Origin of the sequence: Nostoc sp. EspVER01 (genome assembly GCF_034530635.1) — a bacterium.
GTDB lineage: Bacteria > Cyanobacteriota > Cyanobacteriia > Cyanobacteriales > Nostocaceae > Nostoc.
This window is the reverse complement of record NZ_JAVRCS010000001.1, coordinates 417636-441000: the sequence shown is the minus strand read 5'-3', so window position 1 is coordinate 441000 and position 23365 is coordinate 417636. Positions and strand designations below refer to the sequence as shown.

Sequence of the window (23365 nt, the reverse complement as noted above, 5' to 3'; positions counted from 1 at the left end):
TTTCATATAATAAGTTATGAATTTACTAAAGTCAACAAATAATCAGCTAATAACTGGTAATTGTCTATTCTGTGGAACAGGCTTACACCATACCTTTGTAGATTTAGGTATGTCTCCTCCCTGCGAAAGTTATCGCAGTCTCAAACAGCTCAATGAAGTAGAGCCATTTTATCCTCTGCATGTCTATGTTTGTGAGGAGTGTTTTTTAGTTCAACTCCAAGAATACATTAGTCCAGAAAATATTTTTAGCGACTACGCTTACTTCTCTTCCTACTCTGATAGCTGGTTACAACACGCCAAAAAATATGTTGATTTGGTAGTAGAACGTTTCCAATTAAACCAGGAAAGTCAGGTCATCGAAATTGCTAGTAATGATGGCTACTTACTGCAATACTTTGTTGCCAAAAGCATCCCGGCGCTGGGAATAGAGCCAGCAGCAAATGTTGCTGAGGTAGCAATTCAAAAAGGTATTCCTACAGTTGTCAAATTTTTTGGACAGGAGACTGCAAAAGAACAGGTTGCTAAGGGCAAACAGGCAGATTTATTACTCGGAAATAATGTCCTTGCTCACACACCATATCTCAATGATTTTGTCAAGGGGATGAAAATTATCCTCAAACCGCATGGTGTAATAACTATGGAATTTCCCCACTTGATGCGGTTAATCGAGGAAAATCAGTTTGATACTATTTACCACGAGCATTTCTCTTATTTTTCCTTTCTTACCGTAGACAAGATTTTTGCTGCTCACGGTTTGACCATTTTTGATGTAGAAGAATTAACTACTCATGGTGGTTCTTTGAGAATTTATGCCCGCCATAATGAAGACTCGTCTAAACCCGTTACTCAGCAAGTGTCAGAACTTAAAAATAGAGAAGAAGTGGCTGGTTTTACGCAATTAGAATACTATTTTTCCTTTAGAGAACAAGTTAAAGAAACTAAACGCAACTTATTAGATTTTTTGATCAAAGTTAAGCGAGAGGGAAAATCGATTGTTGGTTACGGTGCTCCAGGTAAGGGAAATACTCTCTTAAACTATTGCGGTATCCGCACAGATTTTCTTGACTATACAGTAGACCGTAACCCTTATAAACAGGGTCAATTTTTACCAGGAACTCATATTCCGATTTTTCATCCAGATAAAATTGCCGAAACAAAGCCTGACTATATACTAATATTACCCTGGAATCTGAAAAATGAAATTATGACCCAAATGGCTTACATTCGGGATTGGGGAGGACAATTTGTTGTACCAATTCCTGAAGTTAATGTCTACTCTTAAGTATTTAGTATTTTTGCTTGTAAAAAAGAGGTAAGTGACATGAAAGTAGTTTTATTTTGCGGTGGTTTAGGAGCCAGAATGAGAGAATACTCAGAAAGTATTCCTAAGCCAATGGTAAATATTGGTTATCGACCAATATTATGGCATGTAATGAAATACTATGCTCACTATGGGCACAAAGATTTTATCTTATGTCTTGGTTATAAGTCTGACCTCATTAAAAGCTATTTTTTGAATTACAATGAATGGCTTTCTAATAACTTTACTCTTTCTAACGGTAGCCAAATTCAGTTGTTTAATCGAGATATTCAAGATTGGAATATTACATTTGTAGATACAGGGTTAACTGCCAACATTGGTCAAAGATTCAAAGCAGTAGAAAAGTATCTAGAAGGAGAAGAAGTATTTTTAGCTAATTATAGTGATGGTTTGACAGATTTACATTTACCAACGTATATCAATAATTTTTATCAACGTGATAAAATCGGTAGTTTTTTATGTGTCAGACCAAGCCAAACTTTTCACTTAGTTGATATGAAAGAGGATGGTTTGGTAAAAAATATCCAAGATGTAAAACAATGTGATATTTGGATTAATGGAGGATATTTTATCTTTAAAAAAGAGATTTTCAACTATATAAATTATGGCGAAGAACTGGTCATGGAGCCTTTTCAAAGATTGATTGCCAAAGAAGAACTTTTTGCATATAAATACACTGGCTTTTTCGGAGTAATGGATACGTTTAAAGAGAAACAACAGTTGGATGATATGTATGCTCAAGGCAAAAGACCTTGGGAAGTTTGGGGAGATGAACAAGTACAAGTCGACCATTTATGATCCAACTTAGTTTGAATAAGATAGAAGAATCTGAGTACAAAATTCTTTGTCTAGGTTCTCATTGCGATGATATCGAGATTGGTTGTGGAGGTACAATCTTAAAGCTGATAGAGACTTACCAAGATGTTGTTATCTATTGGGTTGTCTTTAGTTCCAATGAGCAAAGAGCAGAGGAAGCAACCACTAGTGCTAATCTCTTCTTAAAAGAAATCCCGGTCAAGAAAATTATCATTAAAAATTTTCGAGATGGCTTTCTACCTTTTCAAGGGATAGAGGTGAAGGAATGTTTTGAACAGTTGAAGCAAGAATTTTCACCCGATATAATCTTTACTCATCACCGAGACGATCGCCACCAAGATCACCGCTTAATTTCTGAGTTGACTTGGAATACCTTTAGAAATCATTTAATTTTAGAATATGAAATACCCAAATATGATGGTGATTTGGGTATTCCTAATTTCTTTGTCCATTTAAATGAAACACTCTGCCGCCGAAAAATTCAATATATTTTGGATGCGTTCCCTACCCAGAATAATAAGCAGTGGTTTACAGAAGAGACTTTTCGTTCCATGCTCAGAATTCGTGGGATTGAATCAAACTCGCCGGGTAAATATGCTGAGGCCTTTTACTGTCGAAAAATGTTTTTCTAAAAAATTAGAATTTTAATTTTCTCTCAAGTTTGTAAATTTATGATCTTCACTGAAACTAAAATAAAAGAAGCATTTATTGTTGATTTAGAGTTGCATCAAGATATTCGCGGCTTTTTTGCTCGGACTTTTTGTGTTCAGGAATTTCAAAATCGTGGTTTAAAACCTACTATTGCCCAATGCAATTTATCTTTTAACTATAAAAAAGGAACGTTGCGGGGTATGCATTATCAAATGCCTCCTTCTCAGGAAACAAAATTGGTGCGTTGTATCAGGGGGGCTATTTATGATGTAATTATCGATTTGCGTCCAAATTCTCCTAGCTATTTATCTCATATTGGTATAAAATTAACGGCTGAGAATCGCCTTGCTCTTTATATCCCAGATAGGTGCGCTCATGGGTTCCAAACGCTCACTGACGAAACCGAAGTGGCTTATCAAATGGGTGACTTATATGCACCAGAATATTCTACTGGGTATCGCTACGACGATCCAGCCTTTGGTATTGAATGGCCTCTACCTGTGACTGAAATTTCAGAAAAAGATCGGGCTTGGAGTTTATTTGAATCGACAAAAATTGTAACGCCTATGACTTAGGCTTTTAAAAGGATTCTACTTATGGTTGCAGTTGATATCAAAAATTCTTTTAACCTCAAGGATATCAGTCTAGAACTTTACCAACTAATTTCTGATTTATATCCCATTTGCCGTAGTATTACAGGTGATGGTTTTAGAGAAACTTTAAAAATTCTTCAGCAGCATATTCCTTTGTCAGTTCATGAAATACCGACAGGAACAGAGGTATTTGATTGGACAGTTCCTAATGAGTGGAATATTAAAGATGCCTATATTAAAAACTCTCAAGGTGAAAAGATTGTAGATTTTGCTAATTCAAATTTGCACGTTGTTAACTATAGTATTCCCATACATCAAAAAATATCTCTTCAAGAACTTAAATCACATATATTTACACTTGCCGATTATCCTAATTGGATTCCTTACCGAACTTCATATTACAAGGAAAGTTGGGGCTTTTGCCTGACTCACAATCAGTATTTGCAACTAAATGATGAAGAATATGAAGTATGTATTGATTCTTCTCTAAAACCAGGTTATTTGACTTATGGTGAGTATTATATTCCCGGAGACAGTACTGATGAAGTCTTGATTTCTTGCCATGCCTGTCATCCTTCACTCTGTAATGATAATCTTTCGGGAATTGCGATCGCTACTTTTATCGCTAAATATTTAAGTCAAACTACACCAAGATATTCCTATAGATTTCTCTGGATTCCCGGAACCATTGGCTCAATTACATGGTTGGCTCTCAATGAAGCTAAAGTCAACAACATTAAACATGGCTTGGTATTAACTTGTTTAGGAGATTCAGGCAACTTTACCTACAAAAAAAGCCGTAGAGGTGACACTGAAATCGATCAAGTTGCTGCTTATGTACTCAAAAACTTAAAACAAGATCACAAAATTATAGATTTCTTCCCCTATGGCTATGATGAGCGACAATATTGCTCACCTGGATTTAATCTAGCTGTAGGTTGCTTCATGCGATCGCCTCATGGTAGTTTTCCTGAATACCATACCTCAGCTGATGATTTAAATTTCGTTCAACCCCAATATCTAGCCGAGTCATTCTTTCAATGTCATTCGATGTTGTATATCCTCAACAATAACGAAATCTACTACAACAAAAATCCTAAATGTGAGCCACAGTTAGGTAAAAGAGGAATATATCGGGCAGTTGGTGGTAACAAAGATAGCGGACTAAATGAAATGGCAATCCTGTGGGTTTTAAATTTATCTGATGGTCAGCATACTCTATTAGATATTGCAGAAAAGTCGGGAATGTCATTTGATGTGATTAAATCTGCTGCCGATACATTATCAACACATGACTTACTAACAATTAAAACCAATTAAGTTTGAAAAAGATTGGGAAAATGAAATTCGCTACGACAAAAACCTATGTAAGTCTTTCCCACCGAGTAGTCTAAGAGAAAATCAAGGTTTTAAAACCCCTGGAGGTGCGTCAATACTTCTCAGTTAAGCATTTTTAATTCCGAATCGGGTTTTGGGAAAAGGTTATATCATGTCCGCTTGATTGCTTATTAAACCCGAAGAACCCCACCCCGCCAAAGCTGTGCTTTGTCTCCCCTCCCCGCAGGCGGGGAGGGGGTTATTTTATTATGGGTAATTTGGCGGACATTATATTATATCATGTCCGCATAATTTAGTTATGCTAACCACAGTCATTACACCCCACCCCCAACCCCTCCCTACAAGCGGGCTACGGTGTACACACAAGTCCTAAAAACCTTGTTTGATAGGACTTTCCTCGTTCCCAGTCGGAGACTGGGAATGCCGTCCTAGAGGCTCCGCCTCCCTTGCTGGCGGCAGAGCCGCTTTTGAGTTGCATTTCCAGCCCAGAGGCTGGAAACGAGATTTGACAAAGCTTTTAGCTTAAGTTGACACCTGTGCCCTTTACCCTTCCCCTTTTCCCCAAAACCCTAGAAGTATTGGGAGATGGATTTGATGTGTGTAACCGCGAATTCTATTTGCTAGGGCTGCCAAATTTTTCTATATTATTATCCTCAACAGTTCTGTGAGAATACTTATTTTGTATAGATATATTTAATTTTATTTTTACATTCTACTTATAATTACTGTCCGAAAAGTAGCTTAACTTTATAATTTAGAATATACTTCACCTCTTCACTATTACTTGGAAAAATATCCTATTTAACTTCATGATTACTTAAACTAAATGTCATTACTTATACCATTGTAAGAGCAGTTTAGATGATTGATATTAGAGAAGTAGTTTAAAAACATAGCTTGTCTAGTACATGAATAAAAAATGGGCTGTTAAACGACTTACAATCAATCTCACATCAGGCGAGGCACAGAAGCTTGAACAATACTGTTCAACAACAGGCAGACCAGCAACTGATGTAATTCGGGAGTTAATTCGCTCTCTTTATCCTAAAGATGAAAAACCCTCTGAAACCTCGTGAATCACACTGCAAAAAAACCAAATCAAAATAAGTACATCTTAATTGGTGAGTGAAATATGCTGCTTAACAGTTATCAGTTAACAGTGAATTCCTATAACTAAAGTTAGGGAATTTAAATAAGAATACTCTCTTACAAAGTTCAGAGCCGAGGAAATCTTCGCTCTGACTTTTGCTTTATATATGGTGCAATTATCTTGATACACTTGCATAATTAACAATATCAAATTAATTGAAGAAAAGGTAGAATTCAGAATCAAGATGGTCTTGCTAGCTTGCTTTCTCGTAGTGGTAGAGAGTCCGCAAGTGTTTTGTAAACTACCAAATTTCAAGTTTTGTAGGTGTCTTTAACCAGTAATTTATCCATTTGTTTGGGCAGGATACCTTCTTCTCTCTGACTTTGCGCCTGAAAATTTTTGACAAATAGTAATATTACTGATCTTTTCAAAATATTTTTAAGTTAGATATAGTACTTACCACTTATTGACTTATACTTCCCAAAGTATTAAGAATTTAATCTCTAATTTATTTAATTACAAATAATGGTTAAAAAAACCTTGGTTATAAATCAGCTAAAGGTAAGGAAGTCCGTGGGCGAACTAAGGATTTTTGCTGGATTTATAACACTCAGCTTTGCGATCGCAGCAATATTGTGCAACTATCAAGATGCAATCGCCCAAACTCCCGATCCTCAAACATTACCCCCAGGTCGGTTAGAGGATATTCCTGACAGTCCGTTACCATCGAATGTGCTACCCAAGCCACCAGACGAGAATCAATTGCTTCCATCTCTAAAACTACCGAATCAGCCGATTCTGGAGCAAAATGACCCTAATACCAGATTTCAGGTTGATCGCATTGAAGTTTTGGGTAGTACAGTTTTCAAAGCAGAACAGTTTGCCGCTGTCACAAATCCCTTTGTGGGACGGGAACTGACATTTGCAGAGTTGTTGCAAGTTAAAGATGCCATCACCAAGCTTTACACTGATAACGGCTATGTCACCACAGGCGCATTGATTACACCGCAGACACTAGAAGCTGGGACAGTCAAGATTCAGGTGATTGAGGGTAGTTTGCAAGAAATTCAGATTGTCGGTAATAGGCGATTACACACTCAATACATTCGCGATCGCATTAAACTTGGCGCTGGCAAACCTCTAAATGTACCCCGCTTACTAGAAAAACTTCAACTACTCCGCCTCGATCCACGCATCCAAAACCTGTCAGCCGAGTTGCAGAAAGGTGTGCGTCCAGGAACCAACATATTGCAAGTTGAGGTTGAAGAAGCAGACACTTTTCAACTGACAGCAAGCCTAGATAATGGGCGATCGCCTAGTGTGGGCAGTTTTCGCCGGGGAGTGGATCTGCAAGAAGCCAATTTATTGGGTTTGGGCGATACCCTGAGTATGGGATACACCAATACTGATGGTAGTAATACAATTAATCTCAATTACACCTTACCGATTAATGCCCATAATGGCACTGTATCCTTTGGCTTTAGCCAGGGATGGAACCACGTTATTGAAAAACCGTTCAGTGTCCTTGATATCCAGTCAGATTCCCAGTCTTACGAATTGGGCTATCGGCAACCACTGATCCAAAAACCAACCCAAGAGTTGGCAGTTGGGCTGTCATTCTCGCGCCAGTCCAGCCAAACTGAGTTAGGTATAGATAATATTGGGCCATTTAAACTATCCCCGGGTGCAGACGAGAAGGGAAAAACTAATATTTCGGCTCTGCGCTTTTTCCAAGAATATACTCAGCGAAGTAACCAGTATGTCTTTGCGGCGCGATCGCAATTGAGTTTTGGTGTAGATTGGTTCGATGCTAATGTCAGTGAGAATGAACCAGATAGCCGCTTTTTTGCGTGGCGGGGACAGGCGCAGTGGGTGCGACAATTAGCACCAGATACTCTATTTTTAGCTAGGGGCGATTTCCAATTGGCAGCAGATTCCTTAGTACCTTTAGAGCAATTTGGTCTTGGTGGACAGCTAAGTGTCCGGGGCTATCGCCAAGACGCATTACTCACAGATAATGGTCTGTTATTTTCGGCGGAATTTCGAGTCCCAATTGTCCGCGCTGCTAAAATTGGCGGAGTGTTGCAACTGACACCCTTCATTGATGTAGGTAAAGGCTGGAATACCAAAGGCGAAAATCCATCACCGAGTACGCTTGTTAGTACTGGGTTGGGGCTGTTATGGAAACAGGGTGATGACTTCTTGGCCCGCATAGATTGGGGCATTCCTTTGATTTCAGTGGATGGTGAAAAGCGATCGCTCCAAGAAAATGGGTTGTATTTCTCGATACGCTATTCACAGTTTTGAGGCGATCGCCAATTTCTCTGACTATGAGTAGAGATCGCTCAGAAAGTTTTTATGCAAAAAGCTCTCAGGGTATTGATAGTAATGAGTTTAGGCAATTAGAAATTTTAACAAGCTAAACAATGAAAATAACCTCTATTTGGCTGAGTTTTTTGGATAGCATATTTAGAAGTGGGATGCTTGTACCTTTGGGTACTGTACTTCTCTGGAGCAATTCGACTAACGCCCAAGTAACACCTGATAGCACCCTCAACACCACAGTCTCCCAAAGTGGTAATAATTTCACTATTATCAATGGCAATCAGATCGCGAAAAACTTGTTCCATAGCTTCAGCCAGTTCTCCTTGCCTACAGGTGGTTCTGCCTTCTTTGACAATGCCACCGATGTGCAAAACATCTTCGCCCGTGTCACAGGCGGTAGTGTGTCTAATATCGATGGGTTAATCCGCGCCAATGGTAGTGCCAATTTGTTCGTGGTCAATCCTGCGGGTATTTTATTTGGCCCCAATGCCCAACTGAATATTGGCGGATCGTTTGTTGGTACAACTGCAACCAGCATCAAGTTCTCTGACGGGGTGGAGTTTAGTGCTACCAATACCGCAGTAGCCCCTTTGTTGACGATGAATGTGCCAATTGGCTTGCAATTTGGTAGCAATCCAGGAGCCATTACCGTCCAAGGGTCAGGACACAATGCCCAATTAGGCGACTCACTTCAGGTTTCTGGATTAAACCTCGGTACGAGAGGATTACAGTTGCAACCTGGAAGAACCCTAGCATTGGTGGGTGGGAATGTCGCCTTAGATGGAGGATTGCTCTCTACACCAGGAGGACAAATAGAATTGGGTAGTATTACTAGTGGAAGTGTCACACTCAATACTATCCCTGAAGGATTTGCACTAAGTTATCCTAATGCTTCGAGTTTTGGCAATATCCAGATAACCCAACTAGCTCTAGCATCTACACGCGACCTTAGTGGGCAAAGGGGAGGAGCCATTCAAATTCAGGGTAAACAGGTCAGCATCCGAGATGGTTCACTGGTATCGGTGCAAAATCGCAGCAATCAAACTGCTGGTGATATTGCCATCAATGCCACAGAGTCCCTCCAGATTATCGGCAAGTCTCCTGATTTTAAAAGTTCCAGCAGTTTAATTAATGAAACTATATCCCCAGGTGCGGCAGGGAATATTATCGTTACCACCCCACAGTTGAATATTGACGGGGGTGGGTATATCTTAAACCGTACTTTTAGCACAGCATCGGGTGGCAATATTGCAATAAATACTGATGAAATGCAGGTGAATGGTTTTGCATTTGGCGATCCTTCTCCTTTTCGAGCAGTCAGCCAGATATTAGCTGCTTCCTATGGGGCTGGAAAAGGTGGAAATGTTAACATCTCCACTCAAAACCTGTCTATTTTAGCTGGCGGCAATATCGCAGCAAGACCCTACGCTTCAGGCAATGGCGGCGATCTCATCGTCAAGGCGGATACGATTCAGGTGACAAATGAGGGAGCGCCAAAGGGTTTGTATTTTAGTCTGTTGTCTACTGCCACATTTGGGTTTGGTAATGCAGGGGATTTGAAAATCGATACCCGCAAGCTGTCGGTTCAAGCTGGCGGCAGAGTGTCAGCTTCTAGCATAGTTTTAGGAAATGCAGGTTCACTGACTATCAATGCGTCTGAATCGATTGATGTGAATGGTGTCAAAGATGCAGCAAATCCCAGCTATATTGGTACAGCTGTTCGTCCTGTTTTTAGATTTTCCAGCGCTACTTCAGGTAACACCACGATTAACACCCCACTTCTTAACATCAGTAATGGTGCAACAGTTTTTGTCCAAAACCTTGGCTCCGGTAAGGCTGGTACTTTAAACATTCAGGCGAACACTCTACGACTCGACAATGGGGCCAGCATTTCAGCATCCACAAAAGCAGGCGGAGGTGGTAACACTAATTTACAACTGCGGGATCTACTACTGATGCGTCATGGTAGCTTTATCAGTGCAGAAGCAGGGGGTAGTGGTGATGGTGGCAATATAACGCTTAATGCTCCGAACATCGTGGGTTTAGAAAACAGTGACATTATTGCCAATGCAGTCCAAGGAAAAGGTGGCAATATTCAAATCACAACTCAGGGAATTATTGGGCTGAAATATCGTCCTCAACTGACTCCAGAAAATGACATCACTGCTAGTTCACAGTTTGGGGTTAGCGGTACTGTTCAAGTTAATACTATCGGAGTAGATCCCAATTCTGGCTTAATTCAACTACCAGCGAATGTCAGCGATTCATCGCAGCAAATAGCCAGTGGTTGTTCTGCAAATCAAGGCAGTCGATTTGTGGTAACGGGACGGGGTGGTGTGCCGCAAAATCCCAATCAAGATGTGACGAGCAATGTCTACGACGGACTACGCCTAAGCACTTGGTCTGATGTCCGCGATATCTCTGAATACCGCAAAACTGGGGAAGTCACAGCACAAATGCCTGAATCTTCAGAAGTTCTTGTCCAAGCTACTTCCTGGCACCGGAACACCCAAGGCAAAATTGAGTTAATTGCGGCTCAACCAACCCATGTACAACCATATTTAATATCATGTCCGACTAATTAGTTATAATTCCCGCACCTGTGCAAAAACCGGGAAACCCTCTTTCCCCCTGCCGTCTTAATGATAAGTCTTTAACCGGACACGATATAACCTGTGGTGCGAACTGAAGTTCCAGTAATTGCAACGCTTACGGCAAGTTTCGTTTTCACAAAGCTACACCAAGATAACTACTAAAACTGTTGATGCTGTGCAAACACAATACCGTTTAGGGAACCCTATATATATTAAGTATTGATAGAAAGTGAGCGATGAAAGCACCCTCTGTTTGCTGGGGTTTGATCGATATAGTGCTGACAGGTGGGATGCTGCTTTGGTGTGCCTCTGTGAGTGCCCAGCTAACTCCCGATGGCACCCTCAATACTGCTGTCTCCCAAAGCGGTAATAACTTCACCATTACTAATGGTAGTGCCGCCAAGAGTAACTTATTTCACAGTTTCCAGCAGTTTTCGGTTCCCACTGGCGGTTCGGCTACTTTTGATTTAATAAACACGCCCAACATTTCTACCATCTTCAGCCGTGTTACTGGCGGTAATATTTCTAACATTGATGGTTTGATTCAGACAATTAACGGCAACAACCCCGTCAGTCTGTTCTTGATCAACCCTAGTGGGATCATCTTTGGAGCCAATGCCCAACTAAACATTGGGGGTTCATTTATTGGCAGCACTGCCAGCAGTATTAAATTTGCCGATGGCGCTGAGTTTAGTGTAATTAATTCTGAATCTGCCCCCTTGTTGAGTATCAATGTTCCCATTGGGTTGCAACTGGGTAACAATCCCGCACCCATCAACATTCAAGGTACAGGACATACTTTGAGGAATGTCAGTGGACTGACTCTGCTTCCCCCGATTCAGATTCCCAGTTCTACAAAACTGCGGGTACAGCCGGGAAATACCCTAGCTTTTGTGGGTGGCGACATACATCTAAATGGGGCAAACCTGATCGCTGAAAGAGGGCGAGTTGAATTGGGTAGTGTAAGTGGAAAAGCATTGGTAAACCTGATACCAACCGCACAGGGCTATACACTGGGATATGGTAATGTACAAAGCTTTGGCGATATTCAATTGGCACAGCGATCGCTATTAGATATTAGCGGGGTAAATGCGGGTTCTGTTCAAATTCAGGGTAGGCAAATTCAATTCACCGATGGCTCCCTGGTACTGGCGCAAAATTTTGGCAATCTCCCCGGTGGTGACATTCGCCTTCAGGCTACACAGTCCATTAATATGATTGCCAAAACAGCTGATGGCACAATTCAGAGCGGAGTGCGTAGTAATGCTTTTGGTATGGGAGCTAGTGGAAATATCAGCGTTATTACTCCTAACTTCACTATCAAGTCGGGAGCGGGGTTGAATAGCACAACTCTTGGAGCAGCTCCGAGTGGCAATATTTACATTGATGCAACCGCCATTGAACTGTCTGGCTTTTCAGGCATTAATCCTGCTGATGTCACCACACTCAACACTACTACACTAGGCACTGGGAATGCTGGTGATGTTTTCGTCAATAGTAATAGTCTACTAGTATCAAGCGGTGCCTCACTATCTTCGGCTACCTTTGGCAGTGGTTCTAGCGGTAAAGTGACGATTCGCAACACCAATACCACGGTGATGGGAGAAAGTCCCTCTGGACTTTACAGCAATATTAGCTCAACTACATTTGCAACCGGAAGTGCCAAAACCTTGACCCTGAATACTGCCAAATTGCAAATTCTGGATGGGGGAGCAGTTGCTACCACCTCATTTTTTGCAGGTAATGGGGGAGATTTGAGTATCAATGCTACGGAAGCGATCGTCATCAGTGGTCAAGGTCGGGCAACTAATAGTAGCATTAACGCCTCCACCATCCGACCCGATACGTTAGTGCGGATACGATTCGGTTTGCCAGATATATTAACAGCGAATGCCGGTACTTTGAGCATTACCACACCGAACTTAACGCTGACCGATGGCGGGACAGTCAGTGTCACCAGTCAAGGCAGTGGAAATAGTGGCAATATTAACATCAGTGCAGCCAGCATCCAATTAAAGAATCAAGGGTTTATTCAAGCACAAACAGAATCCGGTAATGGTGGAAATATTAAATTGTCCACCACAAACCTATTGCTTCTGCAAGACAATAGCCAGATAACCTCAACAGCTGGCGGATCGGGGAATGGAGGTAATATAAACATCAATGCATCCATCATCGTCGGCTTAAAAAACAGCGACATTATTGCTAATGCAGTGCGAGGCAGAGGTGGTAATATCCAAATCACCACTCAAGGCATCTTTGGGCTGAAGTTCCGCAACCAACTCACCCCAGAAAGTGACATCACCGCCAGTTCCCAATTTGGGGTAAGTGGCACGGTTCAAGTTAATACTATCGGTATCGATCCAAATTCCGGTTTAGTCGAATTGCCTGTAAATGTCACCGATCCATCCCAGCAAATTGCTACAGGCTGCGCAGATAGTGAAGGCAGTCGCTTTGTGGCAACAGGACGAGGTGGTGTGCCGCAAAATCCTAATCAACTGACGAGTGATGTCTACGACGGGCTACGCCTACGCACCTGGGACGATGTGCGCGATTTGTCTGCTTATCGCAAAACGGGTGAGGTCACTACACAGATACCTGTATCCCCAAAAGTCCTCGTTGAAGCCACTTCTTGGCAGCGTAACGCTAACGGCAAAATTGAATTAATTGTCACCAAATCTACTACAAATAAACAGCCGCAGTTAACTTGTGCTGCGGTTCCCAAGAGTTAATTTGCCCAATAATTTTGTAACCAAGTTAATTAATTTTAAGGTAATTTAATATACAATTAATTAGATAATTTTGTACGGATAATTACTGATGATTTTCCAAGTTAAACAACTTCGTTGGCTATATATTAGTCTGAGTATCTTGAGCTTGTGTTTGGCAATAACCATTACACCTACTAGAGCATCTGTGCAAGTACCAACAACTTCTACCCTGAATGTGTCAGCATCCACTTCTCAACCGACCAATTGGCTAGAACAGGGACGAAACCTCTACCATTCAGGACGCTTTGCAGAAGCAGTGACGATTTGGCAAACGGCAGCACAACAGTATCATACCCAAGGCGATCGCCAGGGCGAAGCTTTAAGTTTAAGTTACCTATCACTGACACAACAGGAGCTTAATCAATGGCAAGCAGCCCAACAGTCTATTGAGCAAAGTCTGAAACTGTTGCAAACCTCTATTCCCTCTGCTGATGCAATTCTCTGGGCACAAGCACTCAATACCCAAGCAAATTTGCAATTGCACACTGGCAAAGCCGAAACCGCCCTCGAAAGTTGGCAAAAAGCTCAAAAATTTTATGAGCAAGCAGGCGACACAATGGGAAGCCTGGGTAGTCAAATCAACCAGGCACAAGCTTTACAAACTTTAGGATTTTATCGCCGTTCTAAACAACAGTTAGAAGCACTGACTCAAAAACTCCAAGGGATGCCGGATAATGAAATCAAAGTCAGTGGACTGCGATCGCTTGGTTTAGCCCTGCAAATGATTGGCGACTCTGGTAAGAGTCAACAGACTTTAGAGCAAAGTTTAGCGATCGCACAGAAAATTGCTGCGAAACCCCATTTGAGTTCTATCCTGATAAGCTTGGGTCAAACTGCCGTTGACTTGCAAGATCCAGAAGCAGCATTAAATTACTTTGAACAGGCTCAACTCTTAACAACTAACCCAAGCGATCAGTTACAAGCGCGTTTAGCTCAGTTCAAACTTTTCCTCAATTACGACAAACTGGAATTTGTTAACCCACTCGCACCTCAGCTACTCCAACAACTCCGGGAACTGCCCCCCAGTCACACCTCACTCTACGCAGCGATCAATTTTGTTGCCACCCTAGATCGTCAGTCAAATCCTGACCAAATCTTACCGCTGAAGGATTTGGCGCAACTGATGGCAGTCACAGTCAAATCTGCACAGCAAATTCAGGATACTCAAGCCGAAGCTCATGCACTAAATCAGTGGGGAAAACTCTATCAGCGTACACAGCAGTTATCTGAAGCACAGGAGTTAACTCAGAAATCCCTCAACATTGCCCGCCAACTCCAAGCTAACGATATCATTGCTCAATCTGCTTGGCAGGTGGGACAGTTGTATAAACAACAAGGCGATCGCTCAAAAGCGATTACCGCCTATACAGAAGCAGTCAACGCTTTAAAGGCACTGCGGGGAGATTTGGTAGCTATCAACCCGGATGTCCAGTTCTCTTTTCGCACCAGTGTGGAGCCGGTCTACCGAGAACTGGTTGATTTACTTCTAGAGAATCAACCTAGTCAAGCAGAACTAATCCAAGCTCGTGAATTGATTGAGTCCCTCCAAATTGCGGAACTCGATAACTTTTTTCGGGAAGCCTGTTTAGATAAAACTCAACAAATTGATCGGGTTGATCCTACTGCAACCGTCATTTATCCGATTATCCTGCCAGATCGCTTAACAGTAATTCTCTCCAAAGCAGGGCAACCACTCCGTTCCTATGTCACTCACAAATCGCAAGCTGAAATTGAGCAGACTCTAGACAATTTTTTGGTTGCTCTTAACCCTGTCTCAGATTCTAAAAACCGAGATCGATTATCTCAACAAATTTATAGTTGGTTGATTCGTCCAGAGGAAGCAGAGCAAGCATTTATTGATACCAAGACATTGGTGTTTGTTTTGGATGGTCGATTGCGGAATATTCCCATAGCAGCCCTTTTTGACGGTAAGCAATATCTGATCGAGAAGTATGCTGTAGCGCTCTCACCAGGATTGCAACTGATGGCGACGCGATCGCAAAACCACATCAGTGCGATCGTCGGTGGCATTAGCCAATCTCGTGCTGGCTTTAGTGCTTTGCCCGCCGTCGAATCAGAAGTGAAACAAATCTCCAAGGCGGTATCTTCTAAGATGTTACTGAATCAGGAATTTACCAGTCAAGCCCTTGCTGAACGTGTGAAATCTAGTAGTGCAGGTATTGTCCACCTAGCAACCCACGGACAGTTTAGTTCCCGCCTCGAAGACACCTTCTTGCTCACTTGGGATGGACAAGTCAATGTTAAAGAATTATCTGAACTCCTGAAAAATCGGGGTAGCGATCCATCAAAAGCTATCGAGTTGCTGGTACTAAGTGCCTGCGATACTGCCGCAGGAGACGATCGCGCCGTCCTGGGACTAGCAGGCTTGGCTGTCAAATCCGGCGCTCGCTCAACTATCGCTACCCTATGGCCCGTCAAAGATCGGGCAGCCGCGATGCTAATGACTCGCTTCTATGAGCAACTGCGACAACCCAAAATCACTAAAGCCGAAGCACTAAGACAAGCACAAATTAGCCTAATTCGCCAAACTGATTTCCACGAACCGTTCTTTTGGTCTGGCTTTGTTTTGATCGGCAACTGGATTTAGCTAAGTAATACAACGGACTTTATTGCAAATAATTTAGGCTATTTTTTACAGAGTTTGATATCAAGTTCGCCTATACTGCTAGTAGAACTTCCCTGACTTTACTGTTACTTAGACTTATTCTCTGAGCTTCTGAACATAGTCGAAAGAAACGCATTTTGTTTGTATCACATTTCAAAGACATAAGGAAAAACATCATGAAACGTCGATATTTAGCCAGTACATTAAGCGTCATCGCACTGATCGCTAGCAGTACATGGACTACTGCCTATGCTGTTACATTTACCCCACCCCCCAACAGTAGCTCTCCTAGACAAGCAACTGGAGGAGCTTCTCGCGGTAGTATTTTTACCCCTGCTGTCGGCAAAGGTGTGCCCAGACAAGCAACTGGAGGAGCTTCTCGCGGTAGTATGTTTGCCCCTGCTGTCGGCAAAGGTGCGCCCAGACAGGCAACTGGAGGAGCATCTCGTGGCAACCTCTTTACACCTGCCCCTGGCAAAGGTACGCCCAGACAGGCAACTGGAGGAGCTTCTCGCGGCAAGCTGTTTACACCTGCCCCTGGCAAAGGCGCTCCCCAACAAGCAAGTGCGGGTGCTTCTCGCGTTGGTACTTACTACTTGAATCCATCGACTACAAGTACAACGCAACCAGCAGCGCTAATCGCCCTCTTGCCCCAAAATTTCTATGGCACAACAATATCTGAACGTCCCACAATCTTGGTGTATCTCCCAGCTTCCAATGCCGAAGAAGCAGTGTTCAGCCTCAAAGATGAAGCTGGCAATATGCAACATCAGATGAACATTTCAGTTGCAGGGAAAACTGGGGTAATCGCGATCGAATTACCAGCTAATGCACCCGCTTTAGCCGTTGGTAAAAACTATCAATGGTTCCTAGCACTAAAAGTAGATGGGCAACTCAGTCCGAGTACGCCTTACGTCGATGGTTGGATTCAGCGTATCCAGCCCAGTGCGGAGTTGGCAACAGCAATCCAAGAGCAAGATGCTTTGAAGCAGGCTACTATTTTGGGTAAAAATGGTGTTTGGTATGACTGTGTGGCAACACTTGCATCGGTATATACCGCTCAACCTAACAATGCAACTCTCCGCAAACAATGGGAAGAACTTCTATCCTCAGTGAGTTTAAAGGAGATTGTAACAGCTAACTTATTAGCATCTACTAACTAATACCAGTTTGGGCATTGGGCATGAGAAGAGACAAGGTAGACAAGGGAGAGGGGGGAGACAAAGAAGAAACTTGTTCAATAATTCCCCCTTGTCCCCTTTGTTCCCCTCTTCTTACTTCCACCCAGTCCCCATTACCTCTTATCCCCAGAGGAAACCCTACCTTCCCCAATCCCCATTGCATGACACAAATATGTGGCGCAGATTCCAGGCTTTTATCCAAGGTACTCGCAGCGTTTTGATTATTACTCCCAGCGTTGCCTTGACTGTTATGGTTGGGCAATCGTTGGGACTTTTCAATTTACCGGAATGGAAAATTCGCGACGAATGGGTTCGTCAGCGATCTTCACAGGCGATGCCTATGGCGGGCTACGCCTACGCAGATGAGATTGTGATTGTTACAATCGATGAGCGCGATATCCAATCGGTGCGTAAATGGCCAGTTCCAGACTGGGCGCTGGCACGATTACTAGAAAAAATCCGGGCGCAGCAGCCTAGAGCCATTGGCTTGGATCTCTATCGAGATTTACCCGAAGGAAGCGGACACGAGCAACTTGTTCAAGTTTTTCGCAACACTCCCAATTTAATCGGAGTTGAGAAAATTACTGGCGAACGCGTCAATCCCCCACCAGAATTGAAAAAACAGGATCGGGTAGGATTAGCAGATTTAGTCTTGGATGGCGATCGCTTTGTACGTCGCGCCCTCTTGACAGCTGAAGATGCCAAAGAGAAAAACACCATTAAAGCCGGACTAGCAACCCTTGTAGCCCTAAAGTACCTCGAAGCTGAAAAAATTAGCTTAGAAAGCATTGACCCCCAAAAACAAAAGTTTCAGTTGGGTAAAGAAATTTACCTGCCACTGCAAAATCAAGAAGCAGGTTATACCGATGCCGATTTAGGAGGCTATCAAATTCTGCTGAATTGGCATGGTTCAGAAGCCGCATTTCGGACAGTTGCGATGCGCGATGTGTTAGCAGGGAAAATTCCGAGAGATTTGATGCGCGATCGCATGGTATTTATTGGGTCAATTGCCTCCAGTACCAATGATTTCTTCAGCACACCCTTCTCTTCGTGGATCTCTGCTCAAAAACCGACTCCAGGTGTGGTTGTTCATGCCAATATTGCTCATCAACTAGTACGAGGAGCAAAAACAGGAAATGCCACTCTGCACGGTGTTTCTGGCATTTTTCTGTCGTTGTGGATTGTTTTGTGGTCTGTCATTGGTTCTACGGGCAGTTGGTTATTATCTAGTAGCAAGCTGCGGATTCCCGGTGGCAAAATCCTTTGGGCAACTGTAAGTATCAGTGGAGGCTGTATATGGGGTGGCTATGGGATGTTTTTGCATGGTGTTTTAATTCCAATAACACCCGCTTTAGCCGCGTTTATCGGTAGTGTGATTGCAACAACTAATGCTTATAAACAGCGGAAGTTAGAAGAAACCAATCGCCAACTAGAAATTGCCAACAGTCAACTTTTGGATTATTCCAAAACCCTAGAGACAAAAGTCGAAGAACGCACTCATGAATTAGTCGAGGCAAAGCAAGCTGCCGATGCTGCCAATCAGGCCAAGAGTGAGTTTCTCGCCAACATGAGCCACGAACTACGTACACCTCTCAATGGCATCCTTGGTTTTGCCCAGGTACTAGAAGGATCGCCAAACATGACAGCTAAAAACCTAGAAGGGGTTAGCATTATCTACCAATGCGGATCGCACCTTTTGATGCTGATCAATGACATTCTCGATCTCTCGAAGATAGAAGCAAGAAAATTGGATTTGGTTGTTACTAGTGTGCATTTGCCCAGTTTTTTACATGGTGTGACTGAGATTTGTGGTATCCGGGCTGAACAAAAAGGAATTGGATTTAATATCTTAATTAGCGATCGCCTACCACTGGCCATTGAAGTTGATGAAAAACGCCTGCGGCAAGTGTTAATTAACTTACTGGGCAACGCGATCAAATTTACAGATAGCGGTAGCGTAACCTTCAAAGTGGAAGTCATTAGTCAAGAGTCTAAACAAATGACAAATGACAATGGACAAATGACACATCAAAAGATTCGTTTTCAGATTGAAGATACGGGTATTGGAATGTCACCAGACCAACTAGAGAAAATCTTTTTGCCCTTTGAGCAAGTGGGTGAAGCAGGACAGCGATCTGAAGGTACTGGCTTGGGGTTGGCGATTAGCCAAAGAATTGCGGCATTGATGGGAAGCCAAATTCAGGTACAGAGCCACTTAGGTGAAGGAAGTCTATTTTGGCTGGATTTGACAGTACCAGTACCACTTGCTCATGACTGGTATGGAGGAGCGATGTCTACGATGGGCACAGATACAGCCTCAACTCCTCAAAAAATTACCGGAATTCGGGGTAGTGCGCCTCAGATTCTAATTGTCGATGACGATCGCAACCACTGTTCTATGTTGACCAATCTGCTGCAAGAAATTGGCTGTCAAACCCTGGAAGCAACCGATGGCAAACATGGGCTAGAAGTAGCAATTGAACACAATCCAGATGTGATTCTACTCGATTTAGCCATGCCCAATATGGATGGTTTTGAGCTAATGGTTCATCTGCAAGCGAATCCCGAAACCCGTTCTATTCCCATTATTGTTTCTAGTGCTAGTGTCTTTGAGTCAAATCGCCAGCGGAGTTTAGAGGCAGGGGCAACAGCATTCTTATCCAAACCCCTCCAGATCGACGAACTACTTAATAGACTGCGATCGCTCTTGGGAGTGGAATGGATATATGCCGAATCTTCGCCTCCCAAAGGTGAGCAGATTACTGATAGTGAATTGATCCTACCATCCCAAGATGTTTTGCAACAACTCTATCATCTGGCAATGATGGGAGATATCTCGGCGATTGAGGGAATGTTAAAAGAACTAATTGAGGAAAACAGTCAACTAGCTCCCTTTGCAGCAGAGTTAAGCAAACTCACTGCCAATTTCCAAACCGGAAAAATCCGTAAGTTACTCAAATCATTTGTCACAACGGAGTTACATCCATGATCGCTGTTCCTATCTCGAAACCCATACATATTTTGTTAGTGGATGATAATCCAAACAATCTTAAGGTGCTATCGGAAGCGATTCAGAGGTGTGGCTGGAAAGCCCTCATGGCAACAGATGGAGAGTCAGCGATCGAACAAACAGAATATGCTCATCCCGATCTGATTCTCTTGGATGTGATGATGGCAGGTATTGATGGATTTGAAACTTGTCGCAGACTGAAAACCAATCCTATCACTCACAATATTCCAGTAATTTTCATGACTGCCCTATCCGATTCTACAGACAAGGTGGCGGGATTGGAAATAGGTGCAGTTGACTACATTACCAAACCCTTCCAACACGAAGAAGTCATTGCCCGTTTAAAGTTACACCTCAAAATTTCTCATCTCACGCGCACATTAGAAGAACGCGTGCAAGAACGCACCGCAGAATTAACTCAATCTCTACAGCAGTTACAGCAAACCCAACTACAAATGATCCAGAGTGAAAAAATGTCCACTTTAGGGCAGATGGTTGCAGGTATTGGTCATGAAATTAATAATCCGGTTGGTTTTGTTGGTGGAAATTTATCTTATATTGAGGAACATGTAAATAATCTACTTCGCCTGGTGAGCTTACAACAGGAGAAGCTAACGCAACCAGACTCGGAAATTCAAGAGCTTCTTGAAGAAATTGACTTGGAGTATCTGGCAGAGGATCTACCGAAACTACTGGCATCAATGCACCAAGGGATTACCCGTCTTAAAGATATCAGTCTCTCTTTGAGAACTTTTACTCGCGCAGATATTTCATCTCAGGTGGAGTTTCAGATTCACGAAGGAATCGATAGCACCTTAATGCTGTTGAAACATCGACTAAAAGGTAATGGCGATCGCACTAAAATCCAGGTTGTCACACAATATGGTGATTTACCCCCAATCAGTTGCTATCCCGGACAACTGAACCAGGTGTTCATGAATATCATCGCCAATGCCATTGATGCATTTGATGAACTCCATCAAAACAATTGCGATCGAAATATTGCTGCTTGCCCGAACATCATCACTATTACCACATCGGTTGATCCCCAACAAAAAACCGTTACAATTTGCATCCAAGATAACGGTCCCGGTATGCTTACTGAGGTGCAATCTCGAATTTTTGATCAATCTTTCACAACCAAGGCTGTGGGCAAGGGAACCGGGCTGGGATTAGCGATTAGCTACCAAATTATTGTTGACAAACACAACGGACAAGTTAACTGCTTGTCAACACCTGGTGAGGGAACAAAATTTATTATTACTCTGCCAATGTAACTGAATATACATGATTTTTATTATAAATTCCGTAACTCAACATAACCCAATACAGTTCATATAAGCCCAAAACACTTGTAGATAAGACGAGTTATCGCGTCTAAAAAAACCAAAATTTTTGCCAGTAGCCCTTAACTAAACCCTATTACCAAATCAAATCCAATACAATTCAATTAAGAAAAATTGTAGGTTGGGTTAAGCAAAGCGCAACCCAACAAAGTCCTTGCAAATGTTGGGTTTCGTTCCTCAACCCAACCTAATAGCGATTAAACGCAGTTTTGTAAGCATCAGCAGTTTCTATGCCAAAACCTCCAGCTTCGACATGACGAACTAGCGATTTAATAATTGGTGTAGCAATACTCATACCAAATAAAGCATTGAAGCCTGCAACAACCACTGGTGCTGACAAAATAACTGTAAATTCTGGAAATAAAGCTAACACAGCCACCAAGACTAAAAAAACAATTGGTGTCGCAATACCTGCTGCCTTTGCTGCTTCAAAAATTAGATTTTTATACTCTTCAACAGTAATATCGCCCCGATAAAGATCCAAAGAGTAGGAAATTGCCGTGACTACAACCTGAGTGAGAATAGCTGTTCCCGTTGCAGTAATCCCAAGTTTTGCGATCGTCCCAGAATTGCTGACAATAGAATCTACCGCATTATAAACTCGAATATAAAACTGTTCGCCAACGGTCATGACTTTGGCTCCTCGGCGGAAATTGTCAACACCTACTTCCCAAAGAATATTATCAGCAGCATTCGATCCACCTTGGGAACGTGGATTGATGTGGCTACCATGCTTATCTCTAAGAAATTGACGAATTGTATATTCTTTACCTCCAAGCTTTGATGTGCCAGGAATTTTCTCAAAAAGCTTCATAACATCTGCATCAGAGCGAGGTAAGTCTCCCACCCTAACACCAGCACGATATCTTAGCCTATTGGCAATCTTGGGCATCTCTTGGGCTAATTCGGCAGCTGTCTTTGGTAAATTTTGCAAAGCATCAGCCATAACCATGCTAGATGCAGCAACTCCAACAGCAGTTTGTTGAAATGTTTGACTAACATTTTGAACAGTTTGAAAACCTGACTGTGCTGCTATGGTTGATAAACTTTGTAAATCATTAACTGCATGGACACTTGAAGTAGTCATCTCGCTAGTAGCGTTCTTGATTCCATCAACTACCTCATTCATCCCGTTTACTACATTGTTGGCTGCTTCTTGAGCTTTATCTCTAACCGTATCTGCCAACTTTTGTGCTTGGTTGATAAAATCCATGTTTTCTGCTGTGGAGTATTTGCTCCAGTTTCTCTTTCTCAAACTAAGAAGCACCTCAGCATTCATGACGAATTTACTTCCAAAATTTTTAAAGAGATAGTAATCACTCTATATTGTTTGTATATGTTATATCATGTCCGCTTGATTACTTACTAAACCCCAAGAACCCCACCCCGCCAAAGCTGCGCTTTGTCTCCCCTCCCGAAGAGCGGGGAGGCTGGGGGTTGGGGGTCTTTCAAGGGCAGGCTTTTAGGCTTTCGATAAATAGTTGAGAATGTTCTCAATTATTGAACGTAGTTTTAAGTTCTCAGACAATGGTTTTGGTTTTAAAATCCCAAAAATTTGTCTAATCAAAAAAACCTGCCCCAGAAAGGGGTTGGGGGTGGGGTGCAATGACTCTGGGAATCATAACTAATTATGCGGACATGATATTACTTTTAAAAACTTAGCTATTTTAGCAGTTTCACTTCTTCAGTCCGATTGCTCTCTG

Annotated in this window: 14 protein-coding genes; 13 read left to right on the top strand and 1 reads right to left on the bottom strand. The window is 42.4% G+C overall.

The annotated features are described in order from the left end of the window. The first annotated feature begins 16 nt into the window (after positions 1 to 16). The 13 genes from RMX69_RS01760 (at position 17) to RMX69_RS01700 (ending at position 21593) form a co-directional block, all read left to right on the top strand. Complete coding sequence (locus tag RMX69_RS01760) at positions 17 to 1282, top strand: class I SAM-dependent methyltransferase (RefSeq protein ID WP_322636292.1); 1266 nt, start codon at positions 17 to 19, stop codon at positions 1280 to 1282. A 39-nt stretch (positions 1283 to 1321) separates the two neighbouring features. Next, positions 1322 to 2119, top strand: coding sequence for a sugar phosphate nucleotidyltransferase (locus tag RMX69_RS01755; protein ID WP_322636291.1), 798 nt, complete (start codon positions 1322 to 1324; stop codon positions 2117 to 2119). Then, the gene (locus tag RMX69_RS01750) at positions 2116 to 2769 is read left to right on the top strand and encodes a PIG-L deacetylase family protein (protein WP_322636290.1); all 654 of its coding nucleotides are present in this window, start codon (positions 2116 to 2118) and stop codon (positions 2767 to 2769) included. The genes RMX69_RS01755 and RMX69_RS01750 overlap by 4 nt, the downstream gene beginning before the upstream one ends. Positions 2770 to 2808: 39 nt before the next feature. Then, positions 2809 to 3363, top strand: coding sequence for a dTDP-4-dehydrorhamnose 3,5-epimerase (gene rfbC, locus RMX69_RS01745; protein WP_322636289.1), 555 nt, complete (start codon positions 2809 to 2811; stop codon positions 3361 to 3363). 21 nt (positions 3364 to 3384) lie between these two features. After that, entirely contained in the window at positions 3385 to 4701 is a 1317-nt protein-coding gene (locus RMX69_RS01740) for a DUF4910 domain-containing protein (protein WP_322636288.1), read from the top strand. Positions 4702 to 5627: 926 nt separating this feature from the next. Continuing rightward, positions 5628 to 5795: a CopG family transcriptional regulator gene (locus RMX69_RS01735; RefSeq protein ID WP_289799678.1), complete on the top strand. Its 168-nt coding sequence runs from the start codon at positions 5628 to 5630 to the stop codon at positions 5793 to 5795. A 539-nt stretch (positions 5796 to 6334) separates the two neighbouring features. After that, positions 6335 to 8116 (top strand): ShlB/FhaC/HecB family hemolysin secretion/activation protein, encoded by a 1782-nt coding sequence (locus RMX69_RS01730; protein ID WP_289799679.1) that lies wholly within the window; start codon positions 6335 to 6337, stop codon positions 8114 to 8116. A gap of 119 nt (positions 8117 to 8235) precedes the next feature. Continuing rightward, positions 8236 to 10719, top strand: a complete 2484-nt coding sequence (locus RMX69_RS01725) for an S-layer family protein (RefSeq protein WP_322636287.1) — start codon at positions 8236 to 8238, stop codon at positions 10717 to 10719. 245 nt (positions 10720 to 10964) lie between these two features. Further along, the gene (locus tag RMX69_RS01720) at positions 10965 to 13460 is read left to right on the top strand and encodes an S-layer family protein (protein ID WP_322636286.1); all 2496 of its coding nucleotides are present in this window, start codon (positions 10965 to 10967) and stop codon (positions 13458 to 13460) included. 88 nt (positions 13461 to 13548) lie between these two features. After that, a complete protein-coding gene (locus tag RMX69_RS01715; protein ID WP_322636285.1) occupies positions 13549 to 16107 on the top strand; it encodes a CHAT domain-containing protein in 2559 nt (852 codons plus the stop codon). Between the two features lie 194 nt (positions 16108 to 16301). Next, positions 16302 to 17288 (top strand): DUF928 domain-containing protein, encoded by a 987-nt coding sequence (locus RMX69_RS01710; RefSeq protein WP_322636284.1) that lies wholly within the window; start codon positions 16302 to 16304, stop codon positions 17286 to 17288. Between the two features lie 190 nt (positions 17289 to 17478). After that, positions 17479 to 20295: a CHASE2 domain-containing protein gene (locus tag RMX69_RS01705; protein ID WP_322636283.1), complete on the top strand. Its 2817-nt coding sequence runs from the start codon at positions 17479 to 17481 to the stop codon at positions 20293 to 20295. Beyond that, positions 20292 to 21593, top strand: a complete 1302-nt coding sequence (locus RMX69_RS01700; RefSeq protein WP_322636282.1) for a response regulator — start codon at positions 20292 to 20294, stop codon at positions 21591 to 21593. Before RMX69_RS01705 ends, RMX69_RS01700 begins: the two co-directional genes overlap by 4 nt. A 256-nt stretch (positions 21594 to 21849) precedes the next feature. On the opposite strand, the gene RMX69_RS01695 is transcribed toward RMX69_RS01700, so the two are convergent. Then, positions 21850 to 22875 (bottom strand): HNH endonuclease, encoded by a 1026-nt coding sequence (locus RMX69_RS01695; RefSeq protein WP_322636281.1) that lies wholly within the window; start codon positions 22873 to 22875, stop codon positions 21850 to 21852. Positions 22876 to 23365: the final 490 nt, after the last annotated feature.

Bases quoted from the DNA above. Each gene is read 5' to 3' on its own strand.
- rfbC (WP_322636289.1), top strand. From the start codon at position 2,809: ATGATCTTCACTGAAACTAAAATAAAAGAAGCATTTATTGTTGATTTA.
- RMX69_RS01755 (WP_322636291.1), top strand. From the start codon at position 1,322: ATGAAAGTAGTTTTATTTTGCGGTGGTTTAGGAGCCAGAATGAGAGAA.
- RMX69_RS01710 (WP_322636284.1), top strand. From the start codon at position 16,302: ATGAAACGTCGATATTTAGCCAGTACATTAAGCGTCATCGCACTGATC.
- RMX69_RS01695 (WP_322636281.1), bottom strand. From the start codon at position 22,875: ATGGATTTTATCAACCAAGCACAAAAGTTGGCAGATACGGTTAGAGAT.
- RMX69_RS01760 (WP_322636292.1), top strand. From the start codon at position 17: ATGAATTTACTAAAGTCAACAAATAATCAGCTAATAACTGGTAATTGT.
- RMX69_RS01715 (WP_322636285.1), top strand. From the start codon at position 13,549: ATGATTTTCCAAGTTAAACAACTTCGTTGGCTATATATTAGTCTGAGT.
- RMX69_RS01700 (WP_322636282.1), top strand. From the start codon at position 20,292: ATGATCGCTGTTCCTATCTCGAAACCCATACATATTTTGTTAGTGGAT.
- RMX69_RS01725 (WP_322636287.1), top strand. From the start codon at position 8,236: ATGAAAATAACCTCTATTTGGCTGAGTTTTTTGGATAGCATATTTAGA.
- RMX69_RS01750 (WP_322636290.1), top strand. From the start codon at position 2,116: ATGATCCAACTTAGTTTGAATAAGATAGAAGAATCTGAGTACAAAATT.
- RMX69_RS01740 (WP_322636288.1), top strand. From the start codon at position 3,385: ATGGTTGCAGTTGATATCAAAAATTCTTTTAACCTCAAGGATATCAGT.
- RMX69_RS01735 (WP_289799678.1), top strand. From the start codon at position 5,628: ATGAATAAAAAATGGGCTGTTAAACGACTTACAATCAATCTCACATCA.
- RMX69_RS01705 (WP_322636283.1), top strand. From the start codon at position 17,479: ATGTGGCGCAGATTCCAGGCTTTTATCCAAGGTACTCGCAGCGTTTTG.
- RMX69_RS01730 (WP_289799679.1), top strand. From the start codon at position 6,335: ATGGTTAAAAAAACCTTGGTTATAAATCAGCTAAAGGTAAGGAAGTCC.
- RMX69_RS01720 (WP_322636286.1), top strand. From the start codon at position 10,965: ATGAAAGCACCCTCTGTTTGCTGGGGTTTGATCGATATAGTGCTGACA.